At 56.6% G+C, this 25643-nt stretch carries 18 protein-coding genes; 9 read left to right on the forward strand and 9 right to left on the reverse strand.

What is annotated here, in order from left to right; genetic code table 11:
- Positions 1-84 precede the first annotated feature (84 nt).
- Entirely contained in the window at positions 85-918 is an 834-nt protein-coding gene (locus tag ACXMYO_RS05080; RefSeq protein ID WP_457807999.1) for a flagellin N-terminal helical domain-containing protein, read from the reverse strand.
- Between ACXMYO_RS05080 and ACXMYO_RS05085 the strand changes: the two genes are divergently transcribed.
- Positions 905-1120: a hypothetical protein gene (locus ACXMYO_RS05085; protein WP_457808000.1), complete on the forward strand. Its 216-nt coding sequence runs from the start codon at positions 905-907 to the stop codon at positions 1118-1120. The genes ACXMYO_RS05080 and ACXMYO_RS05085 overlap by 14 nt on opposite strands.
- Before the next feature lie 205 nt (positions 1121-1325).
- On the opposite strand, the gene ACXMYO_RS05090 is transcribed toward ACXMYO_RS05085, so the two are convergent.
- The 3 genes from ACXMYO_RS05090 to ACXMYO_RS05100 all read right to left on the reverse strand — a co-directional run bounded on the left by ACXMYO_RS05090 (position 1326) and on the right by ACXMYO_RS05100 (position 4717).
- On the reverse strand, positions 1326-2150 hold the full coding sequence (locus tag ACXMYO_RS05090) for a flagellin N-terminal helical domain-containing protein (RefSeq protein ID WP_457808001.1): 825 nt from the start codon (positions 2148-2150) through the stop codon (positions 1326-1328).
- 455 nt (positions 2151-2605) lie between these two features.
- Positions 2606-3439: a flagellin N-terminal helical domain-containing protein gene (locus ACXMYO_RS05095; protein WP_457808002.1), complete on the reverse strand. Its 834-nt coding sequence runs from the start codon at positions 3437-3439 to the stop codon at positions 2606-2608.
- Positions 3440-3892: 453 nt separating this feature from the next.
- On the reverse strand, positions 3893-4717 hold the full coding sequence (locus ACXMYO_RS05100) for a flagellin N-terminal helical domain-containing protein (RefSeq protein ID WP_457808003.1): 825 nt from the start codon (positions 4715-4717) through the stop codon (positions 3893-3895).
- 861 nt (positions 4718-5578) lie between these two features.
- Between ACXMYO_RS05100 and ACXMYO_RS05105 the strand changes: the two genes are divergently transcribed.
- The 5 genes from ACXMYO_RS05105 (at position 5579) to ACXMYO_RS05125 (ending at position 13299) form a co-directional block, all read left to right on the forward strand.
- Positions 5579-6295, forward strand: coding sequence for an RNA polymerase sigma factor FliA (locus ACXMYO_RS05105; protein WP_438767262.1), 717 nt, complete (start codon positions 5579-5581; stop codon positions 6293-6295).
- Between the two features lie 831 nt (positions 6296-7126).
- Positions 7127-7957: a helix-turn-helix domain-containing protein gene (locus tag ACXMYO_RS05110; RefSeq protein WP_438767263.1), complete on the forward strand. Its 831-nt coding sequence runs from the start codon at positions 7127-7129 to the stop codon at positions 7955-7957.
- Positions 7958-8187: 230 nt separating this feature from the next.
- Positions 8188-9474, forward strand: coding sequence for an efflux RND transporter periplasmic adaptor subunit (locus ACXMYO_RS05115; RefSeq protein ID WP_457808004.1), 1287 nt, complete (start codon positions 8188-8190; stop codon positions 9472-9474).
- A 15-nt stretch (positions 9475-9489) separates the two neighbouring features.
- On the forward strand, positions 9490-12717 hold the full coding sequence (locus tag ACXMYO_RS05120; RefSeq protein ID WP_457808005.1) for an efflux RND transporter permease subunit: 3228 nt from the start codon (positions 9490-9492) through the stop codon (positions 12715-12717).
- A gap of 216 nt (positions 12718-12933) precedes the next feature.
- Complete coding sequence (locus ACXMYO_RS05125; RefSeq protein WP_457808006.1) at positions 12934-13299, forward strand: hydroxyisourate hydrolase; 366 nt, start codon at positions 12934-12936, stop codon at positions 13297-13299.
- An 18-nt stretch (positions 13300-13317) separates the two neighbouring features.
- Here ACXMYO_RS05125 and ACXMYO_RS05130 read toward each other — a convergent pair whose 3' ends face one another.
- Together ACXMYO_RS05130 and guaD are read right to left on the reverse strand one after the other, a co-directional pair.
- Positions 13318-14697 (reverse strand): uracil-xanthine permease family protein, encoded by a 1380-nt coding sequence (locus ACXMYO_RS05130; protein ID WP_457808007.1) that lies wholly within the window; start codon positions 14695-14697, stop codon positions 13318-13320.
- Positions 14698-14780: 83 nt separating this feature from the next.
- On the reverse strand, positions 14781-16097 hold the full coding sequence (gene guaD, locus ACXMYO_RS05135; RefSeq protein WP_457808008.1) for a guanine deaminase: 1317 nt from the start codon (positions 16095-16097) through the stop codon (positions 14781-14783).
- Positions 16098-16356: 259 nt separating this feature from the next.
- On the opposite strand from guaD, the gene ACXMYO_RS05140 reads away from it, so the two are divergent.
- Both ACXMYO_RS05140 and ACXMYO_RS05145 read left to right on the forward strand, forming a co-directional pair.
- On the forward strand, positions 16357-18066 hold the full coding sequence (locus ACXMYO_RS05140; protein ID WP_457808009.1) for a methyl-accepting chemotaxis protein: 1710 nt from the start codon (positions 16357-16359) through the stop codon (positions 18064-18066).
- Between the two features lie 160 nt (positions 18067-18226).
- Positions 18227-19972 (forward strand): methyl-accepting chemotaxis protein, encoded by a 1746-nt coding sequence (locus tag ACXMYO_RS05145; RefSeq protein ID WP_457808010.1) that lies wholly within the window; start codon positions 18227-18229, stop codon positions 19970-19972.
- A gap of 127 nt (positions 19973-20099) precedes the next feature.
- Here ACXMYO_RS05145 and ACXMYO_RS05150 read toward each other — a convergent pair whose 3' ends face one another.
- A complete protein-coding gene (locus ACXMYO_RS05150) occupies positions 20100-21548 on the reverse strand; it encodes an SLC13 family permease (protein WP_457808011.1) in 1449 nt (482 codons plus the stop codon).
- Between the two features lie 232 nt (positions 21549-21780).
- Here ACXMYO_RS05150 and gltS point away from each other — a divergent pair, with 232 nt between their 5' ends.
- Positions 21781-22968, forward strand: a complete 1188-nt coding sequence (gene gltS / locus ACXMYO_RS05155) for a sodium/glutamate symporter (RefSeq protein ID WP_457808012.1) — start codon at positions 21781-21783, stop codon at positions 22966-22968.
- 25 nt (positions 22969-22993) lie between these two features.
- On the opposite strand, the gene ACXMYO_RS05160 is transcribed toward gltS, so the two are convergent.
- Both ACXMYO_RS05160 and ACXMYO_RS05165 read right to left on the reverse strand, forming a co-directional pair.
- Positions 22994-23890 (reverse strand): PIG-L family deacetylase, encoded by an 897-nt coding sequence (locus tag ACXMYO_RS05160; RefSeq protein WP_457808013.1) that lies wholly within the window; start codon positions 23888-23890, stop codon positions 22994-22996.
- A 341-nt stretch (positions 23891-24231) separates the two neighbouring features.
- Entirely contained in the window at positions 24232-25461 is a 1230-nt protein-coding gene (locus ACXMYO_RS05165) for a glycosyltransferase (RefSeq protein ID WP_457808014.1), read from the reverse strand.
- Positions 25462-25643: the final 182 nt, after the last annotated feature.

The raw sequence follows: 25643 nt of genomic DNA on the forward strand, positions 1-25643 counted from the left end.
TGGCTGGGCGGGGGAAGGGCGCGGTCGGCAGGGCACGAAAAAGGGCGCCCGAAGGCGCCCCTGATGCTCTCAACCGAACTGCGATTAACGCAGCAGGGACATGACGCCCTGAGTGGTCTGGTTGGCCTGCGCCAGTACGGACGTACCGGCCTGCTGCAGGATCTGTGCCTTGGACATGTTGGAGACTTCGGTCGCGTAGTCGGCGTCCTGAATCTGCGACTGAGCGGCAGACAGATTGGTCGACGTGGTCGAATTCCCTTCAACGACCGACTGCAGGCGGTTCTGCTGGGCACCCAGGGTGCTACGCGCGCTGTCGACATTTTGCAGGGCAGCGTCGATGTCTGCCAGAGCAGTACCTGCATCAAAATCTGCAGCGGTGACATCAGGTTCAGCGCCGCTGCCATCAGCGAAGAGAGTCGCGCTGGTCATGTCCGCCATGGTCAGGTTGATGGTCTGACCGTCGTTGGCGCCGACCTGAATGCGTACGTCAGTCTCGGTACCATCCAGCAGGTTCTTGCCGTTGAACTGAGTCTGGTCGGCCAGACGGTTGATCTCTTCCATGCGCTGACCGATTTCTTCCTGGATGGAATCCAGATCACTGCCAGTGTTGGTGCCGTTGGCCGCCTGGACGGTCAGTTCACGAACGCGCTGCAGGTTATCGGTCACCTGACCCATGGCACCTTCTGCGGTCTGTGCCAGTGAAATACCGTCGTTGGCGTTGCGGTTGGCCTGATTCAGGCCGGAAACCTGGGCGTTCATGCGGTTGGAGATGGCCAGACCGGCGGCATCGTCCTTGGCACTGTTGATGCGCGAGCCGGAAGACAGACGCTCGATAGACTGGTTCAGGGATTGCTGCGACTTGTCCAGGTTGTTCTGGGCATTGAGCGACAGGGCGTTTGTATTGATGACCATTGCCATGTTTGCGATTCCTGTATTTCTTTATGGAGGCGGCTCTTTTGAACCAGTGAGTAGCGGCGCGTGCCGTCTAACAGGATTATCGGTATTACGTAATGATTCTTTAGCCGTCGCGGAAAAATTCTTTATCTATAAAGATGTTACCGCGCTGGTCATTCATTTTTTTACGTTAAACAGGCAGTTATCTGGGTTCGAAAAACGATGAGCAGCAGAAAATTGACACACTCAGGGGAGGGTGATTTTTAAAAAATCAGACCGGTCGTAGCGTTATCGCTCACAGTAAAAATTGAATCTTTTAGAAAAATATCAACGTAGGATTTACAGATGAGGATCGCGCCAGCAGCCTGACCAGGGGCTATAAAAAAGGGCGCCCGAAGGCGCCCCATTTGATGCTTTCAACCGGTCTGCGATTAACGCAGCAGGGACATAACGCCCTGAGTGGTCTGGTTGGCCTGCGCCAGTACGGAGGTACCGGCCTGCTGCAGGATCTGCGCCTTGGACATGTTGGAGACTTCGGTCGCGTAGTCGGCGTCCTTGATCTGGGACATGGCGGCAGACAGGTTAGTTGAAGTGGTGGCGTTGCCTTCCACGACTGACTGCAGACGGTTCTGCTGGGCACCCAGAGTACTGCGCGCGCTGTCGACGGTCTGCAGGGCAGCGTCGATACTGGCCAGCGAAGTACCGGTATCGAAGTCAGCAGCGGTGACGTCAGGTGTGCCGCCCGCGAAGAGAGTGGCCGTACCGACGTTGGCCAGGTCTAGGCTGATGGTCTGACCGTCGTTGGCGCCGACCTGAATGCGTACTGACGGGCTGGAGCCATCAAGCAGGTTCTTGCCGTTGAACTGGGTCTGGGTGGACAGACGGTCGATTTCTTCCATGCGCTGCGTGATTTCTTCCTGAATGGAAGTCAGGTCAGTTCCAGTGTTGGTGCCGTTGGCAGCCTGTACGGTCAGTTCACGTACTCGCTGCAGGTTGTCGGTGACCTGACCCATGGCGCCTTCAGCGGTCTGTGCCAGCGAGATGCCGTCGTTGGCGTTGCGGTTGGCCTGGTTCAGACCGGCAACCTGGGCGTTCATGCGGTTGGAGATGGCCAGACCGGCAGCATCATCCTTGGCGCTGTTGATGCGTGAGCCGGAAGACAGACGCTCGATGGCGGTGTTCAGGGACTGCTGGGACTTGTTCAGGTTGTTCTGGGCGTTAAGCGACAGAGCATTTGTGTTGATGACCATTGCCATGTGTGCGATTTCCTAATCTGCTAAAAGGAAGCGGCTCTTGTAAGCCGGTTATTCGCGGCATCTGCCGCCTGATGCAATTATCGGTACTGCGTGTTCGTTTCTTTAGGTACTGCAGGAAAGTTTTTCTCTTTCCGTTGAAGTGGTTACCGCTTCGGGCCACCTGTCCCTGCACGCCGCTAGAGCGGTTCATCGTGCCTGCAAATTCATTAACGGCCTGAGCAGGAATCGCTTTAGTTCTCATGGCAGATTTTTGCTGATTTTGTTCGAAAAATGAGTTGGGCCAGGCACTGAGCGAGTCATCGAGCGGCTCCGTTGTACAAAAGAAGCAAGAGAGGAGTTAGAAGGGGAACCGACAACTAAATGCTCTGAAGCGCCGGTACCAGACAGGGCAACAAAAAAGGGCGCCCGAAGGCGCCCTGATACTGTCAATTCTGATGCTTTCAACCGGTCTGCGATTAACGCAGCAGGGACATGACGCCCTGAGTGGTCTGGTTGGCCTGCGCCAGTACGGAGGTGCCGGCCTGCTGCAGGATCTGCGCCTTGGACATGTTGGAGACTTCGGTCGCGTAGTCGGCGTCCTTGATCTGCGACTGGGCAGCAGACAGGTTGGTAGACGTGGTGGCGTTGCCTTCCACGACTGACTGCAGACGGTTCTGCTGGGCACCCAGGGTGCTACGCGAGCTGTCAACAAGCTGCAGGGCAGCATCAATATCGGCCAGAGCGGTACCGGCATCGAAGTCTGCACCGGTCACGTCAGGCTGGGTACCGCTACCACCTGCAAAAAGAGTAGCAGTGGTCACATCTGCCAGAGTCAGATTAATGGTCTGACCATCGTTGGCACCGACCTGAATGCGGACATCTGTAGCAGTACCATCCAGCAGATTCTTGCCGTTGAACTGGGTCTGGCCGGCCAAGCGGTTGATTTCTTCCAGACGCTGACCGATTTCTTCCTGAATGGAAGTCAGGTCAGTTCCAGTGTTGGTGCCGTTGGCGGCCTGTACGGTCAGCTCACGTACGCGCTGCAGGTTGTCGGTGACCTGACCCATGGCGCCTTCAGCGGTCTGTGCCAGCGAGATGCCGTCGTTGGCATTGCGGTTGGCCTGGTTCAGACCGGCGACCTGGGCGCCCATACGGTTGGAGATGGCCAGACCGGCGGCATCATCCTTGGCGCTGTTGATGCGTGAACCGGAAGACAGACGCTCGATGGCGGTGTTCAGGGACTGCTGGGACTTGTTCAGGTTGTTCTGGGCATTGAGGGACAGAGCATTTGTGTTGATGACCATTGCCATGGGTGCGATTTCCTAATCTGCTAAAAGGAAGCGACTCTGTGAGCCGTGTTTCGCGGCATCTGCCGCCTGATGTAATTATCGGTACTGTGTGTGCGTTTCTTTAGCTGCTTCCGGAAAGTTTTTCTCTTTCCGTTGAAGTGGTTACCGCTGTGGGCCACTCGTCCCTGCACGCTGCATCAGCAGCTCATTGTGCTTGCAGATTCATTAACGGCCTGAGCCGGCATCGCTTTAGGTCCAGTGACAGATTTTTGCTGATTTTGCTCGAAAAATGAGTTGGTCCAAGTAGTGGCCGAGTTATAAAGCTGCCCCGTTGTACAGAAGAAGAAAGAGAGGAGAGGGAAGGGGTGTCGACAACCAAATGCTCTGAAGCTCCTGTATCTGGCAAGACAACAAAAAAGGGCGCCCGAAGGCGCCCTGATACTTCTAACTCTGATGCTTTCAGCCGGTCTGCGATTAACGCAGCAGGGACATGACGCCCTGAGTGGTCTGGTTGGCCTGCGCCAGTACGGAGGTACCGGCCTGCTGCAGGATCTGAGCCTTGGACATGTTGGAGACTTCGGTCGCGTAATCGGCGTCCTTGATCTGCGACTGGGCAGCAGACAGGTTGGTAGACGTGGTGGCGTTGCCTTCCACGACTGACTGCAGACGGTTCTGCTGGGCACCCAGAGTACTGCGCGCGCTGTCGACGGTCTGCAGGGCAGCATCGATACTGGCCAGTGAGGTGCCGGCATCGAAGTCAGCGGTAGTAACGTTAGGTGTGCCGGTCGCAAAGAGAGTGGCCGTACCGACGTTGGCCAGGTCCAGGCTGATGGTCTGACCATCGTTGGCGCCGACCTGAATGCGTACTGACGGGCTGGTACCGTCGAGCAGGTTCTTGCCGTTGAACTGGGTCTGGGTGGACAGACGGTCGATTTCTTCCATGCGCTGCGTGATTTCTTCCTGGATGGATGCCAGGTCAGTTCCAGTGTTGGTGCCGTTGGCAGCCTGTACGGTCAGTTCACGTACGCGCTGCAGGTTGTCAGTCACCTGACCCATGGCGCCTTCAGCGGTCTGTGCCAGCGAGATACCGTCGTTGGCATTGCGGTTGGCCTGGTTCAGACCGGCGACCTGGGCGCCCATACGGTTGGAGATGGCCAGACCGGCGGCATCATCCTTGGCGCTGTTGATGCGTGAGCCGGAAGACAGACGCTCGATAGCAGTGTTCAGGGACTGCTGTGACTTGTTCAGGTTGTTCTGGGCATTGAGCGACAGAGCATTTGTGTTGATGACCATTGCCATGTGTGCGATTTCCTATTTCTTTATAAAAGGAAGCGACCTTCGAGGTCACGTTTCGCGGCAGCTGCCGCCCGATGCAATCATTGGTACTGCGTTGGGCGCCTCAGGAAGTGTTTCCTTGTTGAAGTGGTTGCAGCCCTGAGCCACTTATCGTTGCACGCTGTGTTGTTGGTTCACCGTGCTTGCAAACTCATTAACGACGCGACAGGGGAAATGCTTTAGTTGAAAACGCATGTTCCTGGGCAAAATCGGCTTTTATTCCTTTCTGCGGTCGCTATATGTTTGATATTTAATCAATATAAAAATAAAGCTTTTGCGACGTTTTTTGTCTTGAGCTGGAAAGGGTATTCAGCAGCCGTTCGAACGGCCACGAAATGAATGTTTAAAAACCGGTAAGCGCTGCGTTGGTGTTAGAGAGGGCTGCATCGCAGTGGAAAGGGTAATGGCGGCCCCCGCTAATGTGGTTTATCCGGTTCGGTTGTTTGATGGCTTGCCTGGAAGAAAATCATGGGTGGCCGTTACCATGCCCGAACGCGATAGGGCGTACCTTTCTATCGACTCTGTGATCGAGCGTCTGGAATGGATGGGCAATTCAGCAGATCAAAGCGCGCCGTTTGAAAGATCATCCAAAACGTTGTGGTCGGTCACGTTCAGCCGATAAGCCGCGTGCTAACGGCGATGACGAGCAAGGAATCACGTTGGAAGGGGTATCAGCGCTGGCGTTTACCGCCAATCCCTAAAGAAAGCCGTACTTTTTGTGGCTCTTTTCCCATTCGTTTTGGCACTTGTCTGTCAATAATGTGTTCACAAGACAGGCTGGGCGCATCGTGTGCCCCCTCATCAAACGGATTTCAGGATATGGGCATGTATACGGCTCAAGGCAGGATCGATCAGAGGCAGCTGCTGGACGACTATATGCCGCTGGTTCGACGTCAGGCACTTTCGATGCAGGTTCGTCTCCCGGCCAGTGTGGAACTCGATGATCTGATACAGGCGGGCATGCTGGGGCTTTTGGATGCCTTCAAGCGCTTCGATGCCGATCAGGGGGCCACGTTTTCGACCTACGCATCACAGCGTGTGCGTGGGGCCATGATCGATGAGCTGCGCTCGCGTGACTGGCTGCCGCGCAGCGTTCGCCGCAGTGCCCGTGATATCGACCGGGCGATCTGGAAGCTTGAGCAGCGCGACGGGCGCGCGCCGAGCGAGCGTGAGGTCGCCTCGGAGCTGGGCATCGAGCTGCGCGAGTATCAGCAGGTACTCAGCGATACCAACAACGGCTTTTTGATGACCTATGAAGATTCCAACACTGACGAGACGGAAGCCTCGCGTCTGTCAGAGCATGTCGAGACATCCCTTGATCCTCACGATGTCTGGATTGCCGGCGCCGAACGCCATGAAATGATGGCGGCCATCGAGGCCCTGCCCGAGCGCGAAAAGCTGATGATGGCGCTCTATTACCAGGAAGAGCTCAATCTCAAGGAGATCGGGGCGGTCATGGGCGTTAGCGAGTCGCGTGTATGCCAACTTCATGGTCAGGCGGTCGCAAGGCTTCGTGCGGCACTGGTATCAAGCAACGAATGATCTGTTGATTCGACGCTGTCAAGCAGTCTGTTTTGTTCCGGGCGCCCTTTGGGCGCCTTTTTTGTTGGTATGGCAGGCAGATATGGCTTGTGAGTATGAGGAGGGTCTCATAAATAAAACGTCCTGCTTTCCAACGGTCAATATAATTTTACGTTCTATTACACAAGGCTCGTTTCAGACAAGAATTGGAACAATCGAGTGGTTTATTAACGATTACCTTCTGAAACATTTCATTGCCATCAATGGGTTGCAGCTTTCCAAAGTGCGTATGATCAAAGAATGGGTATGTCATCGATGTGCCTTTTTGTGTTCACACTATTGTCATGCATACGGCTGTGACGACTTGATGGGGTCTGTGGCGGGATGCTGAAAAAGTCTGGATGAACAGGGCCTGATTGCGCATAGGTACCAGTTTTCTAATGCTTAAATTGAAATTCAGTACTATTAATTTAATTATAAAAACTATATTTAATTATATTTACTGGTCCCTGATAGTTTAGCTTTTAACTGCCCCGATAATGTATCAAAGCGCGATTTTAATAATCTTTGACAGTTTCATACTTTACTTGATCAGCCCTTCCCTTATTCTGCGTACAACTTTCAGCAAGTCAGCATAAGAAATACTGACGTTGTGCCGATAACAAGGCGTGTGTTTTCCCTTGCTATCGCAACAACCCGAAAACGCTACTTTCTGGAAAAGGTTACTGAACTGAAAGGTCTAACGCCGCGTCATGGCTTTGCTGCCTCCAACGCCGCCACCTTCAGTTCTTGAGATTGTGACGCATCGATGCGTCGCGCCGTATACCAAGCGCTATTGCCGAGGGAATGGATATGATGATGGACAGCAGAGAATTTGATGTCGCCGCAACTGAAGTCATTCTTCACGAGCACACCAACATTTTGATGCCCATGACGCTGGTCGCCCAGCAGGTTGGCCTTTCATGCTCGCATCTGCGACGCAAGTTCAAACAGTCCTTCGGGGTCACACCCACCGACTACCACGCTGCGATCCGTCTGGATCGGGCGGCCATGCTGTTGATCTATACTCGCAAGTCCATCATGGAAGTCGCGCTTGAGTGCGGTTATCAGGACCATGCGGCCTTCAGCCGTGTCTTTCGTCGCCATTTCGGCAGCTCGCCGCGCGGCTATCGTGAAAGCATGCGCATGGAGATTGCCACTAACGGTCTGGTACGCGATGACGCCACACCGGTCAACGTGATCGATCATGAAGAAGAGTACTTTCTGGTCATGCGCTCCTTTGGCGATGACAAGAACAGTGAAGAAAGCCTGCGTCAGATGCTGCTGTCGATGTGTCCGCAGCATGCCAAGGAATCCATTGTCGAGTCTGTCTGCTTTTATTATGACGACCCGAACATTACGCCGTCGCATCGCATGCGCAAGGATGTCGGTTATCGCATGACACGCCGTGCGACATGGAATCCGCCGCTGCCGCTGCGCTGGGTCACGGTACCGGCAGGACGTACCATGAGCGCCACACTCGGCAGCGAAAAGGATCGCGAGCAGTGCTTCAAGCACATGGCGATTCGCTGGGCGCAGGAGCACAACGAACAGATCCGTGTTGACCACTCTCGCGTCATCTATCATGAAGGCATGCGTGATGCCGGCATGAAGAGTCTGGAGCTGCGTGTCCCGCTTGATTGATTGCTGACCGCCAATACAGTTTAAACGCCCCGCACAGCGGGGCGTTTTTGTTACTCTATGTTGCCCGTCTCCACAAACGCTTGAATCTGCAGGTTCAGCCAATCGCTGTCATTGGATAGCGTTAATTTACATACATACAGGAATGCATCTAAACTGGCGCCATTCTCCCCTCATTGTATGCTCTGAGAAGAGCGTCAGTTGATCACCTAATAACGACGGATATCATCCAGATGAATCAGAAGTTTGCCAGACGAGTCCAGGGATGGAGTCTGATTGGAGTCTTCGCGCTGTTGCTCGTCGCCTGTGGCGGTAACGATGACGAACAGGAGGAACAGCAACAGGAGTCACCGCCCAAACAGGCGCAGGTGCAAACGCTTGAGCCGTTTGATCTGGAGCTGGACAAGACCTATCCGGCCATGGTTCGCAGTGACCGCTCGGTCAATATTATCGCGCGCGTTGACGGCACGCTGGAGCAGCAGCATTACCGTGCCGGAGGCATCGTTGAAAAGGGCGATATCCTGTTCACGATTGAAAAGGATACCTATCAGGCGGCCGTGGCGCAGGCTCAGGCCGATCTGCAGAGCGCGCGTGCCAGTGCCAGCGAAGCGCAGCGCGACTATGAGCGCTACCAGCGTCTTTATCAGAATGGCTCGATCAGCCAGCAGCAGCGCGACCAGGCGCTCAGCCAGCGTGATACTTCCAGGGCCGCCGTCGCTCAGGCACAGGCTTCACTGGAAAGTGCCCAGATCGATCTGAATTACACCGACGTCAAGGCACCCGTGGCCGGTCAGGTCAGTCTCAACGACGTCAATGTCGGCAATTATGTGGCACGCCAGACGCAACTGGCCGAGGTGACGCCGGTTGACCCGCTCGAGGTCCGATTCTCACTGCCTCAGTCGGATGCCTTCGCACTGCGTCGTCAGCGTCAGATGGATGACGCGCCCAATGTGAACGTTGAACTGGACTTTCCCTACGGCGATGACAGCGCAACGACAGATACCTCTCTTACAGGAGATCTGGACTTCCTTGGGGCTCGTGTCGATGAGTCTACCAGTACCGTACAGGCCCGCGCGGTGTTCGAAAATCCGCAGAACCTGTTCCTGCCCGGGCAGTTTGTCCGCGTCAAGCTTCGCAATCTGATGCGCTTTCATGTGCTGGCAGTCCCTGAGATTGCCGTAACAGAAGGGCTCAAGGGGCCGCAGGTCATGCTGGTCAATGACGACGGTGAGGCCCAGAGTCGCTTTATTACCATGGGTGAGCAGGCGCGTGGCTGGGTTATCGTGCCCGAAGGCCTTGAAAAGGGTGACCGGGTGGTTGTCAGCAACATCGGCAGCATTTCGGCCGGCGATAAAATCGATGCTCAGCCCTTCGATGGCAACGTGGACAGCGAACCGGACAATCCTTCCGGTCTGGATGCCAGCGGCGCCAACAAGTCAGCCGGTCAGGGGACGAGTGTCAGCGGTGAGACCGATCAGACCAGTGCCGATGAGCGCAGCTCCAATAGCAGTGACAACTAAGGGCGGTTCGAGTCGATGAACATATCGAGTTTTTTCATCAATCGGCCGATCTTTGCCACTGTCGTCTCGATCATTATTACGTTGATCGGCTTCATGTCGGTAAGGGGGCTGGCTGTTGAGCAGTACCCGCAGGTGGTGCCGCCTACCGTGTCGGTGTCGGCAAGTTATCCCGGTGCCAGTGCGCAGGTTCTTTCAGACACGGTGGCCTCGACGCTGACCGAGGAGATCAACGGCGTTCAGGACATGATTTATATCACGTCAACGAGCGCCGACAGCGGTCAGCTGAGCATGCAGGTCTATTTCCGGATCGGAACCGATCCGGACCAGGCCACTATCGATGTCAACAACCGTGTGCAGCGAGCGATTTCCCAGCTTCCCACCGAGGTTCAGAATCAAGGCGTGACAGTCGAGCAGCGCTCCAGCAGCGTACTGCTGTTTACGGCACTGTATTCGCCCAACGGTGAGTATGACCGGCTGTTTTTGAACAATTACGCCAACATCAACATCCTTGACGAGATTCGCCGACTGCCGGGCGTGGGTCAGGCCGAAGTGCTGGGTAATCAGGATTTTGCCATGCGTATCTGGCTCAATCCGGACAAGCTGGCCCAGTACGACCTGACGCCGGCAGAGGTCTCTTCTGCCATTCAGTCGCAGAATACGGTGGTATCGGCCGGCAAGCTCAACGGGGCGCCTCAGCGAAAGCCGGGGGCCTATACCTATACCGTGACCACCCAGGGGCGTCTGGAATCCGCTGAAGAGTTTCGCGATATCCTGCTGCGCACCAATGAGGATGGCTCCTCCCTGCGTCTGAGCGATGTGGCACGCGTCGAGCTTGGTTCCTCAAGCTATGGCGTCATCGGGCGCGTCAATGGCTCTCCGATCGCGCCGATTGCCATCTATCAGCAGCCGGGCGCCAATGCCCTTGATGTGGCCGCCGAGGTCAAGGCAACGCTTGCTGACATGAAGCAGCGGTTCCCGGAAGGGCTGGATTATGTCATTCCCTATGACACCACGCTCTTTATCGATGCCTCCATCGAGGCGGTTTCGCATACGTTTATTGAAGCGTTGTTACTGGTCGCGGTCATCGTGTTCGTATTTCTGCAGAACTGGCGCTCGACACTGGTGGCCATGTCGGTGGTCCCCATCGCGGTGGTTGGCACCTTTGGGGGCATGTATCTGCTGGACTTCTCGATCAACCTGCTGTCGCTTTTCGGCATGATACTGGCGATCGGTATCGTGGTGGATGACGCCATCGTGGTGATTGAAAACGTCGAACGAATACTCGAGGAGGAGCCGGATACCTCACCATTGAACGCTGCCTTCAAGGCGATGAAGGAAGTTACCGGACCGGTACTGGCGACCTCCTTTATCATGGCGGCCGTCTTTATCCCGGTGGCGTTCATCTCCGGCATGACCGGTCAGATGTATCGTCAGTTCGCCATCACCATCGCCATCTCGGTAGGCATCTCGGCACTGGTGGCGCTGTCGTTCACGCCGGCCATGGCGGCCATCTTCATCAAGCGACACGACACCGATAATGAGCCACGCTGGCTGAAGATCGTTAAAAAGCCATTCATCTGGTTCAACAAGGCCTTTGACAAGATCACCAGTGTGTTCATGGCCTGTGTCGGCTTTTTGATTCGTCACTTCTTCATCACGATGGCGATGTTTGCCGGCTGCTGCGTGCTGTCGTGGTGGCTTTACTCCCAGCTCCCTGAAGGGCTTATCCCTGCAACGGACCAGGGCGTGGTACTGGCCTCGGTTTCCATGCCGACGGGGGCTTCCGTCGATCGCACCGATGAGTACATGCAGAAGCTGTCAAAGCAGATGGAAGAGGTGCCCGGCGTTGATTATGTGACGTCAATCCCCGGCTTTGACATCGTATCGGGGGCAGCCAATACCGCCCGCGGTACCATGTTCATCTCGATGAAGCCGTGGTCACAGCGTGATATCACTGCCGATGAATTGATCGGCACGATCATGCAAAAGGGGGCCGGCATTCCGGATGGTCAGGCGATGGCCTTCAATCTGCCGCCCATTATCGGTCTGTCGCCGACCGGTGGTCTCACGGGCTATCTGCAGTCGCTGAGCGGTGCTGATTCACAGCAGCTCTATCAGGCCTCGCTCAAGATCATGCAGGCGGCCAATGAGGACCCGGCCATTGCCCAGGCCTTTACGACGCTGGATACCTCGGTGCCTACTTATCACATCGAGGTGGATCGGGACAAGGCGCAGAGTCTGGGGGTCAATCTGAGTGATCTGAATACGACGCTTTCGAGTACGTTTGGTAGTTCCTTTGTGAACTTCTTTACCCGACAGAGTCGTAACTTCCAGGTTTACCTGCAGTCCGAAGACGAGTTTCGTCAGTCACCGGATGACCTGAATCGGGTTTATGTCCGCGGCGGTGATAATCAGCGCATTCCGCTGTCCACGCTGGTGACAATGACCCGTCAACAGGCGCCGACCACGCTTGATCGCTACAACGTTTACCCGGCTGCGCAGTTCCAGATCGGTGCCGCGCCCGGCTACAGTAACGGTCAGGCCATGGAAGCCGTCCAGCGCATCGTTAACGACGAGCTGGGCAGCGATTACTCGATGGGCTGGACCGGTGAGGCGTATCAGCAGGAAAACGCGGGCAACGCGGCCGTCATTGCTATCGTGTTCGGTATCGTGATGGTGTTTTTGATCCTGGCGGCGCAGTACGAGAGCTGGACACTGCCACTGGCGGTTATCGCCTCGGTGCCTTTTGCCTTTCTGGGCGCGGTGCTGGCGGTCTGGCTTCGCGGCTTTGATACCAGTGTCTATCTGCAGGTCGGCATGCTGGTGGTCGTGGGGCTTGCGGCGAAAAACGCCATCCTGATCGTGGAATTTGCCCAGCAACAGCGATCCCAGGAGGGGCTGTCGATCGTGGAAGCCGCCAAGCATGCCGCGCAGCAGCGTTTCCGCCCGATCGTGATGACATCGCTTGCCTTCATCGGTGGCACACTGCCGCTGGCGCTGGCCAGCGGTGCCAGCGAGGCAAGCCGGCATCATATCGGTACGCCCGTGGTCGGTGGCATGATTACCATCACGATTCTTGCCAGTCTGTTTGTGCCGGCCACCTATGTGTACATTATGCAGGGGTCGCAGTGGGCCAGCCGCAAACTGGGCATCGGCCAGAAACAGGAAGAAGAGCAGGGCGGTACGGCTGCGGTATCTACCGGACGCTCGACGCACTCTTCCGAGGACGATAACCGCAGCTGACGGTTAGCGTTGTTCGGCAAAGGCCGCGCCCCCCGGGTGCGGCCTTTTTTGTGTCCTGGCTGACATGGTGAGTGCGTAGACCAAAGTCATGACACGGCAACTGTGGTCCCGCAGTATCATGACAGCTGTATGGGGTCATGCCCCCTTGCGTACGCTCGTTGACCGGCTTTTCGGGTAATCGTGCGAGGGGCTTTTTGTGTTCTGGAGGCAATCGTCATGGCAACACTGACAACCCGGGTGCTGGATCAATACAACGGGATTGCGGTAGAGGGCATGGTGGTATCGCTTGAGGCGCATGATGATGAAGAGCCCATCATGACCCTTCACACCAATGCCGATGGGGCGCTTGAAGAAGCGCTGCTGCAGGAGGGCAGCGGTGGGCACTATCGCATCATCTATCACGTGCGCGATTATTTTCTGAGCCAGGGGGTGGACTGCCCGCTGCTTGATCAGGTGCCGGTCGAGCTGACGCTGTCACGCAACGCAAATGAAGTGATTGTATTGCTGGTCAGCCCCTGGGGCTACAGCGTGCATCGTGACAGCGAACGCTGCCACGATGGTGCGTCTCACGCCCGGCGCTGACGGGTCCCGACCTGCGATTTATTGAGCGTCGGCATTGTCCCGTGAGGCCGTATCGATATCGCCTTCTTCGGTCTTTTGGTGCTCGGGAAGTGCCAGATGCATGAGGATGGCCAGCAGTCCGCCCGTGGTAATGGAGGAAGACAGGACACTCTGTATAAGTGCTGGCAACCCGGAAAGTACTTCCGGCACCAGCTCGACACCCAGTCCGGCCCCCAGCGACAGCGCGATGATCATGACCCGTTTGCGGGTCATGCGCTGCTCGGCCAGCATTCGAATCCCCGATACGGCAATCAGCCCGAACATCAACGTGGTGGCGGCCCCCAGCACGGGCTGGGGGATGGATTGCAATACGGCCCCCATGGCCGGAATCAGCCCCAGAATGATCAAAATCCCCCCCACGAAAAGACCGATGTGTCGGCTGGCTACGCCGGTCAGGTGGATGATGCCCGTATTCTGGCTGAACGTGGTGTTGGGGAAGGTATTGAGCATGCCGGCGAGCAGAGAATTGAAACCATCTCCCAGTACGCCGCCGCGAATGCGTTTTTGATACTCCGGCCCGCTTGTCGGCATGTGTGACGCCCGAGAGGAGCCGGTCAGATCACCCACCGTTTCGATGGCCGTGATGGCAAAAATGAACGCCACCGGAATAAAGGCCGCGACATCAAAGCCCAGCCCATAGCGCAGCGGTTGCGGCAGCTGAAAAAGCGGCGCCTGTGCCACGCTGGCAAAATCCAGACGCCCCAGCAGAGCTGCTGCAATGCAGCCTGCCAGAAGCCCGACAAAGACCGACCCCACGCGCAGCATCGGGTGGCGGCTGAGCTGACAGGTCAACACCACACCGATCACGATCACCGCGAGCAGCAAATTGACAGGGTCCCCCGGGTTGTCGGCGCCATGACCGCCGGCAATATCGGTGACACCCACGCTGATCAGGCTCAACCCGATCAGCGTGACCACAACGCCGGTTACCGTTGGCGTGATCACGCGTTTGAGATGATGCAGGATACTGCCCAGGGCCATCTCGATCAGGCTGCCCGCCATGCAGATACCAAACAGAACGGCCAGTACTTCATGGTCGGAGGCGCCGCGCTCCCGGGCAATCAGACCTGCCGAGATCAAGGCGGCCACGAAGGAAAAGCTGGTGCCCTGCACGCAAAGCAGCCCTGAGCCCAGCGGGCCCACACGCTGGGTCTGGATCAGGGTGCTGATGCCGGATACCAAAAGCGCCAGGCTGATGAGATAGGGCGCCTCGCTTTGCAGCCCCAGTGCACCGGTCACGATAATAGTCGGCGCAATAATGGCCACAAAGCAGGCCAGTACATGCTGAAAGGCCACCAGAGAAGCGGTGTGAAACGGCGGTCGGTCGCCGTGTCGAAAAATCAACTCATTGTCATGCATGAAAATTTCCGCGGAAGTCACGATTGGCGCGCAAGTGTGCCTGACCCCGGGCGGGTATGGCGACCGCTTAGGCCGCCGATGCATCATTTATTGTTGGCGGCGTAGCGCTTTTGGCCCATGACATAGGTCGCGCTGATACAGCGTTCATCACCCAGAATCATCAGGTTGAAAAGCCGCTCCATGAGCGTGGGGTCATGTCGATCCTTGCGCGCCAGCATCGGCGTTGCGCGGGGATCGATAACGGTGATGTCGGCTTCCATGCCGGGGGCCAGACTGCCGACGTGGCGATCGATATCGAGCACGCGGGCATTGCCCAGAGTATGAGCGTAAAAGGCCTGCCAGGGCGTCAGAGGCTGGCCCGAGAGCTGGCCGACCTTGTAGGCATCCTGCAAGGTCTGGAAGGGGCTGAAGCTGGTGCCGGCACCGATGTCGCTGGCAATGCCCACTCGAACCTCCTGCTCGCGTGCACTGCGCCAGTCAAAAAGCCCGCTGCCAAGAAACAGGTTCGAGCTCGGGCAGAAAGCGATGGCACCCCCGTCATCGGCCAGGCGCTGACGCACATCGTCATCAATATGGATGCCATGGGCAAAAATGGCCCGCGGACGCACCAGCTGATAGTGCGAGTAGACATCCAGATAGTCACGCGCTTCGGGAAACAGCGAGGCCACCCAGTCCACTTCCTGGTGGTTTTCGGATAGATGCGTCTGCATCACCATGCCGGGATAGTCGCTCAAAAGGCGCCCGGTGGCGGCCAGCTGTTCCGGCGTCGAGGTGGGGGCAAAGCGCGGCGTAATGGCGTATTCCAATCGACCCCGCTCATGCCACTGCTCAATGAGCCTGCGGCTGTCGCGCACGCCGCCTTCGGGCGTGTCGCACAGTGCCTTCGGGGCATTGCGATCCATCATGACCTTGCCGCCCAGCATGCGCATGTTGCGCTCAAAGGCGGCACTGAACAGGGCGTCAACGGAGGCCGGGTGGGTCGTGCAAAAGGCCAGCGCCGTGGTGACACCGTTGGCCAGCAGCTGTTCCAGAAAGGCCCTTGCGATCTCGTCGGCGTAGGCGCGGTCGCTGAAGCGACACTCTTCGGGAAAGGTATAGGTATTGAGCCAGTCCAGCAGCTGGCGGCCGTAGGAGGCCGTGATATCAAGCTGGCTGTAATGAAGGTGCGGGTCGATAAAGCCCGGCATGATCAGCTGATCCGGCCAGTGCTCGACAGGGGTGCCTTCGGGGAGTGTTTCCAGAAGTGCCTGTGCCGGACCGCTTTGCAGGATGCGGCCATCCTGAACAAGCACCATGCCATCTTCGTGAAACGCCACGCTGTCTTCTCGAGGGGTATCACCCGTGCCCGGATCGTCATTGAAGTGCAGGGTCATGCCCCGGAGTGCGTGGAGTGTGCTCATCGTATGTCGCCCCTTTATATCTTGTTCGTAAAAATGGCGGCCCGGCTCGGGTGACGGCGGGAAAAAAGCCGTCTGTCACTGTGAGCCGTATGTCCTTTAACCGGCGCTATCGCTTGTATGACCGTAATGAAAAGCGTCCAGGGCTATTGGGAAAGGTACTTTCATTAATATTTATGTATCAAATGTTATCAACATATTTTCCTGATGTGCCGATAGGAACTCGACTATCAATCAGATGTTTCTGTCAGGGAATCCTATCATGCCGGCTCTGAATCGCAGCGTTAGATACAAACTTGTAGGCAATGTCGTCATGACAGCGCTGATCATGCTGGCCATCGGCGTTGCCGGAATATTGGGCATCAAGTCGGCCGATCGGAATCTTGAGTACGTCTATAACGGAAATGTTTTGCCCATGCAGGTACTGGCCAACATCAGGGCGGGTATTTATGCCTCAAGGGTCGATTTCATGCGCATCCAGGTCGATGAAAACGCTGATGCTGCCCGAGAGTTGCTCTCTCGCTACGGCAGTGATCATCGCGACAGGCTCAACCAGCTCTGGCAGACCTACACGGACCGTTATATCGACTCTCCCGAAGAGCGGGCGTTTGAGGCCAGCATTACCCCGGCTCTGGCGGCCTATTGGCAACACTATGAACGGTTTCTGAGCAATATGGCTGAAGGCAATTTTCCGGCCGCAGGTGACATGAACCAGTTCCGTGAGACCTTTCAAACGGTTGCCAATGGCGTGGGCAGTACGCTTGGTTTCAACGTAACAGAGGCAGAAAATGCCTATCTCGGCAGCACTCAGAGCTCAGAGGTATCTCTTGTTTCGATCCTGGTTGTTATCGGCATCGCTTTTCTGACCATGGGAGGCATCGCCTGGCTGTTGATTCGCGGCATCATGGCGCCACTCAAGCAGGCCAGCGAGATCTCTGAATCCATCGCTCAGGGCCATCTGGATAACCACATCGAGGTGAAAGGACACGACGAGTTTGCCAAGCTGCTGCATAGCCTGAGTGCGATGCAAAAGCAGCTTTCCCATGTGGTCTACGACGTGCGCGTCAACGCCGAATCGGTGGGTTCGGCTTCCAGTCAGATCGCTTCGGGCAACGACGATCTGTCGCGTCGCACCCAGGAGCAGGCCGCAAGCCTTGAAGAGACGGCTGCTTCAATGGAAGAGATGACCTCAACTGTCAAGCAAAATGCCGACAACGCCGCGCAGGCCAATCAGCTGGCACTCAACGTGCGCCAGCAGGCACGTGATGGCAGTCAGGTCGTTGAGCAGACCACGCTTGCCATGAATGAAATCAGCACTTCAAGCCAGAAAATTGCCGAGATTGTCGGGCTGATCGACTCGATCGCCTTTCAGACCAATCTGCTGGCGCTTAACGCCGCTGTTGAAGCGGCTCGCGCCGGCGAACAGGGCCGTGGCTTTGCGGTCGTGGCCAGTGAAGTTCGCACGCTCTCGAGCCGCAGTGCCGACGCGGCTCGCGAGATAAAGACGCTGGTCAATGACAGCGTGAGCAAAGTGGCCAACGGCACCGAGCTGGTCAACCGTTCGGGCCAGACGCTGGGCGGCATCGTCGAAAGCATTAACAAGATGACCGATATCGTCGCCGAAATTGCCGCGGCCAGCCGTGAGCAGTCCACCGGTATCGATCAGGTCAATCAGGCGATCTCGCAGATGGACAGCGTCACCCAGCAAAACGCGGCACTGGTAGAAGAAGCCGCGGCGGCCAGTCGCTCCATGGAGCACAGCGCGCGCGTGCTGCGTGAACAGGTCGCGTTTTTCAAGGTGGGTCAGGAAAATCCGGTACGAATCTCTACGCCCACTGCGGTCACACGCTCGAATAGCGAATACAGCGATGTACCACAGAGCGCGCTGAAAAGACCTGCCATGGTCGAGAAAAAGGCCGCCCCGATGCGCAAGAGCGAGCCCGAAACGGCCGATGAGTGGGCAACGTTCTAAACCGCCTGCGACCACGATAGTTGAACAGGGCCGCCCGCAAGGGCGGCCCTTATTTTTATCAAGGCGTATCAGCCAGACTTCAGAAGCCTGCTGTCTGGCCGTTATAAGACACACGCGGCCGTTCTGGTCGCCCCATCATGTCAGCTTGGGAGTGGTCAGCATGTTCGGCCTGAATCGCAGTGTGAAATATAAGCTTGTGGCCACCATGGTTATCATGGGAATTTTCATGGTCATCATTGGCGCTGCCGGCATGTTTGGCATGCAGCGCAGCAATAGTAATCTTGAAGCGGTTTACAAGACCAATGTATTACCCCTTCAGAACCTGGCAAGCATAAGGAAAAACATCAGCTGGTCACGAATTGACTCCTTCAAGGCGCGTGCCGATAGAAGCCCCCAGACTGCTGCCACGCTTGTGAGCAACTATGAGCAGCAGTACAAAAACGAAACAGACCGCCTCTGGCAAACGTACAGCACAACTCAGGTAACCTCCCCTGAAGAGAGAGCCGTAGCCGACAGACTGGGACCCTTGTTGACGACCTACTGGACGCTGTATCAGCAGGTAGGGCGCGACATGAGTCAGGGCACTTTTGAATTCACGCCTGCGATTCAACAAACGCGCGAGAACTTTGAAAGTCTGTCGACAGAGCTTGAGCGTCTTCTGGATATCAACGCTCAGCAAGCCGAAAGCTCTTACAGCAACGGTCTGGCAGGTGCCTCAAGCTCCATGGGCGTGATTATCGCGGCCATTGTGCTGGCACTTGTTCTCATGACTGCCATCGCCTGGTTTTTGATTCGCGGCATCATGGCACCGCTCAAGCGTGCCAGCGAGGTTTCGGAGTCCATCGCTCAGGGCGAGCTGGACAATCATATCGAGGTGAAGGGGCGTGACGAGTTTGCCACCCTGCTGCACAGTCTGGGGGCGATGCAGAAACAGTTGGCGCATGTGGTCAACGATGTTCGTGTCAACGCTGAGTCGGTGGGTTCGGCTTCCAGTCAGATTGCTTCGGGCAACGACGATCTGTCGCGTCGTACCCAGGAGCAGGCCGCAAGCCTTGAAGAGACCGCCGCTTCGATGGAAGAGATGACCTCGACCGTCAAGCAAAACGCCGATAACGCCGCGCAGGCCAACCAGCTGGCACTCAACGTGCGTCAGCAGGCGCGTGACGGCAGCCAGGTTGTGGATCAGACCACTCAGGCCATGAGTGAAATCAGTACCTCGAGCCAGAAGATTGCCGAGATCGTCGGGTTGATCGACTCGATTGCCTTCCAGACCAATCTATTGGCCCTTAACGCTGCGGTAGAAGCGGCACGCGCCGGTGAACAGGGTCGTGGCTTTGCGGTCGTGGCCAGTGAAGTGCGCACGCTGTCGAGCCGCAGTGCCGAGGCCGCCCGCGAGATCAAGACACTGGTGGATGATAGCGTCAGCAAGGTGGCCAACGGTACCGAACTGGTGACCCGTTCGGGCCAGACGCTGGGCGGCATTGTCGAAAGCATTAACAAGATGACCGATATCGTGGCCGAAATCGCTGCGGCCAGCCGCGAACAGTCTACCGGTATCGATCAGGTCAACCAGGCCATCTCGCAGATGGACAGCGTCACCCAGCAAAACGCGGCGCTGGTAGAAGAAGCCGCGGCGGCCAGCCGCTCCATGGAACACAGTGCGCGCGTGCTGCGTGAACAGGTCGCGTTTTTCAAGGTGTCCGGTAGTGGCGCACGTGGGCAGGCTGTCGCACCGATGGCCAGCCGTGTGATGGAAAAGCCTGTTCATCACAAGCCATCATCTGCTCCGGCTGCAACACGCTCGCCGGCGCCCAGGTCGAGCGCCGAGCTCAAAACGCCGGCAAAAGGCAAGAGCTATAAGGCGCCAGCGACGACCAGCGATGCCGATGAGTGGGAAACCTTCTAGGACCGTTGCTGACACCCGGTACAGGATAAGTGACTCAATGGGGTCGCCGCGCAAGCGGCGACCCCATTTTTATAGAGCGATGCAACGTGACAGGGTCCGGCGCCTGTCATCTCGAATCGAAAATGCTTCACCAGAGAAAGGTTACAACGACGTAGCACAGCCCGGTAATGACCAGCGTGCTGACCAGGTTCAGGAAAAGGCCCTTTCGTATCATGTCGGTGATGCGCAGCTGGCCGGAGGCAAACACGATGGCATTCGGGGGTGTGGCAATCGGCATCATGAAGGCGCAGGCCGCCGAGATGGTGGCAGGGACCAGAATCAGCAGCGGCGGCATCTCCAGGGAGACGGCGGTGGCGGCCAGCAACGGCAAAAAGGTTGCGGCAGTGGCCGTATTGGAGGTGATCTCTGTCAGAAACTTGATGATCAGGACAATGCAGCCGATCAAAAGGAGAGTGGGCAGCACGCTCAGGAGTGTCAGCTGTTCGGCAATCCACTCGGCCAGCCCCGTATCCTGAACAATGCCGGCCATGGCCAGACCGCCCCCGAACAGAATCAGCACATCCCAGGGCATCTTGCAGGCCGCCTCCCATGTCATCAGCCGGCCCCCGGTTGTCCCGGAAGGCACCAGAAAGAGCAGCGTGCCGATCATGATGGCAATGGTTGTGTCGTCCAGCCAACCAAGCCCCTGCGCATTGAGTTGAGGGCGTGTAATCCAGCCGATGGCTGCCAGCATGAAAATGATACCTACCCGCTTCTCGGCGCTACTGAGCGCCCCCAGCTTTTGCATCTCTTGCTTGAGAAGGTTTTGACCCTTTTCGGAATCTTCTTCTCCTGTCGAGATATCGCCACGTGTCAGCCACCACCAGGTGATGAGCATCATGACAATGGCAACCGGTAGACCCACGCTCATCCATTGAGCGAAACCGATCTGCATATCGGTCTGCGACGAGAGATAGCCTGCCAGCAGCGCATTGGGGGGTGTGCCGATAAGCGTGGCCACACCGCCAATGCTGGCGGAGTAGGCGATGGCAAGCAGCAGGGCGGTGCCATAACGCCGCGTGCCTTCGCTGTCGGTATGGCCATGGAGGCTCATGACGGAGGTGGCAATGGGGAGCATCATGACAGCCGTGGCCGTATTGGACACCCACATGCTCAGAAAGCCGGTGGCCATCATGAATCCGGCGATCTGACGGCGAGGGTTTTGCCCCATGATCAGCATGATTCTGAGCGCAATGCGCTTGTGCAGATCCCAGCGCTGCATCGATAGCCCGAGAAGAAAGCCGCCCAGAAAAAGGAAAATAACGGGGTCGGCATAGGCCGGTACCGCATCATCAAGCTCAGCAATGCCAAGGGCCGGCGCCATGAATATCGGCAGCAGGGCCGTTATGGCCAACGGCAGGGCCTGTGTGGCCCACCAGGTGCCCATCAGCAACGCCAGTCCGGCGCAGCGCCAGGCTTCCTGCGACATGTCACCCGGGGAAGGCAGCAGCAGGGTTGCCACCACCCAGATCGGGCCCGCCCAAAGCCCGATTCGGGCACCCATGCCGGGAGGCTGTTCCTGCTTATCTTGGTTCATTGCGATCTCGTCGTTAGTAGTTATTCGACAAACGTAGTGCCTGATCAGGCTTTACTGTTGCATGAGGCAGGCGACTTTAGTCGAACGAAAGAGGCGGTTTCGCATGACGCCGGCGTTGTAGAGGGGTCGGGGCGGAGTAGACGAGCTGGGTTCACAGGGGGCTAATGACTTATACTCGGGGCTGCCTTTCTGGCGTTACAGTGTATGACATCAATAACTTACAGGAACCATCATGACGCCTGGTCCTATAACAACGCTTTTTATTGCCATTGTGGTGCTGGTGATTGGCCAGCAGTGCGTCAAGCATGTGCGCTTTCTGCGTGAGTTCAATATACCGGTACCCGTGGTGGGAGGGCTGCTTGCCACGCTTGTCATTACGGTACTACGAGCCTTCGGCATCGAAATCAACTTCTTTGGCGGGCTTCAGGAGCCCTTCATGCTGGTCTTTTTCGCCTCGGTCGGTCTTTCCGCCAACTTTGGTCTGATTCGTGCCGGTGGTTCAAGGCTGCTGGTCTTTTTCGCGCTTGTGGTCGGGCTTTTGGTGCTGCAAAACATTGTGGGCGTCGGCATCGCAACGCTGTTTGGTCTGTCACCCGTGATGGGGCTGCTGGGCGGGTCGATCACCATGTCGGGTGGACATGGCACCGGTGCGGCATGGGCAGAGGTCTTTACCAATAACTACGGCGTGGAAAGCGCCATGGCACTGGCGATGGCAGCCGCAACGTTTGGTCTGGTATTTGGTTCTCTGATCGGCGGCCCGACGGCGTCGTTTTTGATTCGCCGGGCTCAAAAAAGGGGGATGTCTCTTGAAAGCGACAATCAGGAAGATGTCGCCGACCTTACCGGCAAGGATGAGCGAACCGATGTCGGCAGCATGATTCGCGTGCTGTGCTGTCTCTTCGCGGGGCTTGTTGCGGGTACCTTTCTGCATGGCGTGCTTGAAGATACGCCCTTTAGCCTGCCGACATTTGTGTGGGTGCTTTTCTCCTGCGTTCTCATCGGCAATTTCCTGCGTATCAGTCGTCTTTATCATGTCAATGATGATGCCAATAACACGGTCGGTAACGTGGCACTTTCCGTGTTTCTGGCACTGGCGCTGATGAATCTGAAACTGTGGGATCTCGCCAATCTGGCGCTGCCGATGCTGGTGATCCTGTTGGTGCAGGTCGCACTGGTCTTTTTTTACACCACCCAGGTCACTTTCAGGGTGATGGGCGGCGGCTACGACGCCGCGGTTCTGGTCGCGGGCAATTGCGGCTTTGCCATGGGAGCAACACCGACGGCCATTGCCAACATGCAGGCGGTTACCGAGCGATTCGGGCCTTCAAGGCTTGCCTTTATCATCGTACCGGTGGTCGGCGGATTCCTGATCGATATTGCCAATGCGTTGATCATAAAGGGCTTTTTGTTTGTTACCTGAGCTGTACCCTGATTGTCGCCGGGTTTCAGCCCGGCGGCAGCTCTCTGGCGCCTTCGATAAAGTCTTCCGGCTCGACCATCTGGAAGTACTCGCTACTGCGAACGGCCCATTGGAAATAGCGATCCCTGTCTGGCGCAAGCGATGGCTCAAACCCTTCCTTGCGTTTTTTTCTTCTGATCTGGCGTGGGCGATCACGTCTTGCAAGGTCGGTCATGGCATCCAGTAACAGTGCCTTGTGTCGTTGCGCTTCCCTGTCAAGACAAAACAGATAGGGGGTCGGCCGGTGGAAACACAGGGTTCGTAGTTCCGGCGAGGGCGTCCATGCCGGCTGAAAGGCGGGGCCGGGCGGATGGGTGTCCCGGTAATGGTTGGCGTACAGTAAAATACGCGCTGGTCTGAAATGACTCTGTTGCAACGCTCTGGCAAGCGCCATTGCCGCTGCCCGATGGTCGCCATGGGGATCATATTCAGGGTCTGTAACCAGTATTGTGGCAGGTTGCCAGTACTCGATCAGATACCCGAGATCCCTGATGATGTCATCACGGCCAAGAGACTCGGCACCATCGCAGGGCAGAGACAGTGTGTTGAATCGACGCGCGTCATTGACCGGCAGGATCGGCTCGATTGATGCATTGTCATGCATGATTTCCCAGCCATGCCCATCGGGCACGCCCAGCACCGGGCAGTGCTCGAAGGCAACGCCGGAAAGAAGCGGCGTTGCGACACTGTTCCAGCTTCTCACCGTCCCTTTTCGTCGTCCGGCGGCTGTCAGGTCATCATCAAGCCCGGCAATATACTGACGATCCAGTTTGCGAAGCAGTTCACCGGCCGAGAGCGTCACGATGCGAGTCTGCGATGCGTAAGCGCTATAAAGTCCGCCGGCGGCAATTTCGGCATCGTCCGGGTGTGGGGCGACAATCATGATGGGGCCATCATCAAGCGCTGGCCGAGAAGCGACCGTAACGCTTGCGTGCGTCCCCACAGGTTTGCAACCCCTGAATGAAAAGCTCAGTGGGCTTTCTACCTCTGTCCGGGCCAGCATCATGGTCAGCGCTGCTTCCCGGTGTTGTCGATGCATCGAAAACGACACGGTTCTTTGGCCGATGTGTACGGTCACAAAGGGCGCGGTGCGCCGCCAGCGATGGTGATTGATTTGAAATGTCAGCTGTAGTGTCAGCTGCTCTGAAAAGGCCGACAGCCTAGATGGCAGGATCTCTGCCACTGACGTGATCTCATGCAAGGGCAGTGTGGTGTTTATAACGTTCATGGTAGTGATGTTGCGTGGTGGTTACTGCCGTGTCTATTGGTGGCCGACGCGATGTGGCAAACATGGCTGAACAGCTGATCCCCGTATTGCTGCAGATCGTTAAAATGTGCGGCATGTTCGATGGCGTGCCGGCGCATGACATTCAGGCGCTGTGTATCGGTAGCCAGCATGCCAATGGTATCGGCCAGCCTTGAAGGATCAACGACGCCGGGCGTTCGCAGTTGATCCAGGTCGGGGTCGTAAACCAGCTCGGGAAGCTGGGCCATGATGTTGTTGTCATAATAACGTCTCGGATCGTTTTCGCAGGGCAGGGTAATACCACTGTGGCCTTCCCATATCGTTTCCGGCAGACCATCGATGCGACTTGCAATGACGGGGCACCCGGCCGCGCTGGCTTCCAGACTGGCCATGCCGAACGATTCTCGAATGGATGGAAACAGGGCAATATCCATCCTGCTGAAAAAATCCCGCGTATCCGCCACGAAGCCGTGAAAATGACAGGACGATGAAATGCCGAGCTTATCGGCCTGCTGTTCCAGCGTGGTGCGTTGTGAGCCATCGCCCGCAATATGCAGTTCTGCATTGATGCCACCCTGAAGCAGCAGAGCCAGCGCGTGAAGAGTAATAGTCAAGCCCTTGATGGCTGTGAGTCTGCCGGCGAAGGCCAATCGTATTGCTCTGCCTTCAAGTGGCAGGTGATGCTCCGGTTTGGTGGTCAGGCTGTTGCGAAGCGGGTTGGCCACAACGGCAATGGATCTGTTTTCAATCCCCCATTTGAGCTCCAGCACGCGCCTGGCGGCATGCGAAACACAAATAAAACCCGCTGCATTGTTCAGAAAACGTTGTCCTTCCTTGTCCACTTTATGGATCCAGCCAACGCCATGTTCGTAATGAATATAGGGTGAGGATTTTTTAAGGGCCGGGTTGTTACGCAAATTTGACCAGCTCAAAAAGATATCCGGCTCTGGAAGCTGACCCATGGTCTGGCGTAGACAGGTTCGTCTTATAAAGGAAGGGGTGGCAGGAACCCTGATGCCGTTCCAGCGCTTATAGTCGATGGTCAGAAGTGAATCAGGAAGCCTTCTGGCGACTTCCCGATGAATGGGAGCGCTACGAAGCAGAGCGCTTTGTGTCAGCCCGCGTCGTGCCCACACGTTACTCAACTCCGAAAAAAGCAGCTCGGCGCCGCCTGCACCCTTTAGACCGATATAGTGTGAAATATGCATAAGCATCTCTGGCACAAAAATTGCGAATCCATGCATTTCCGATACAGCCGGGCTGATGGAATTCGCGAAACTTAATATTATTTTAATTTCGAAAAATTTCTTAATCAATATTTAAGGTTTTATTGTCGCTATATTCAAAAACGATCACAAAAAAGGCCGCCTTCTATAGGCGGCCTTTGAGC

This window comes from Kushneria sp. EE4 (assembly GCF_977968315.1).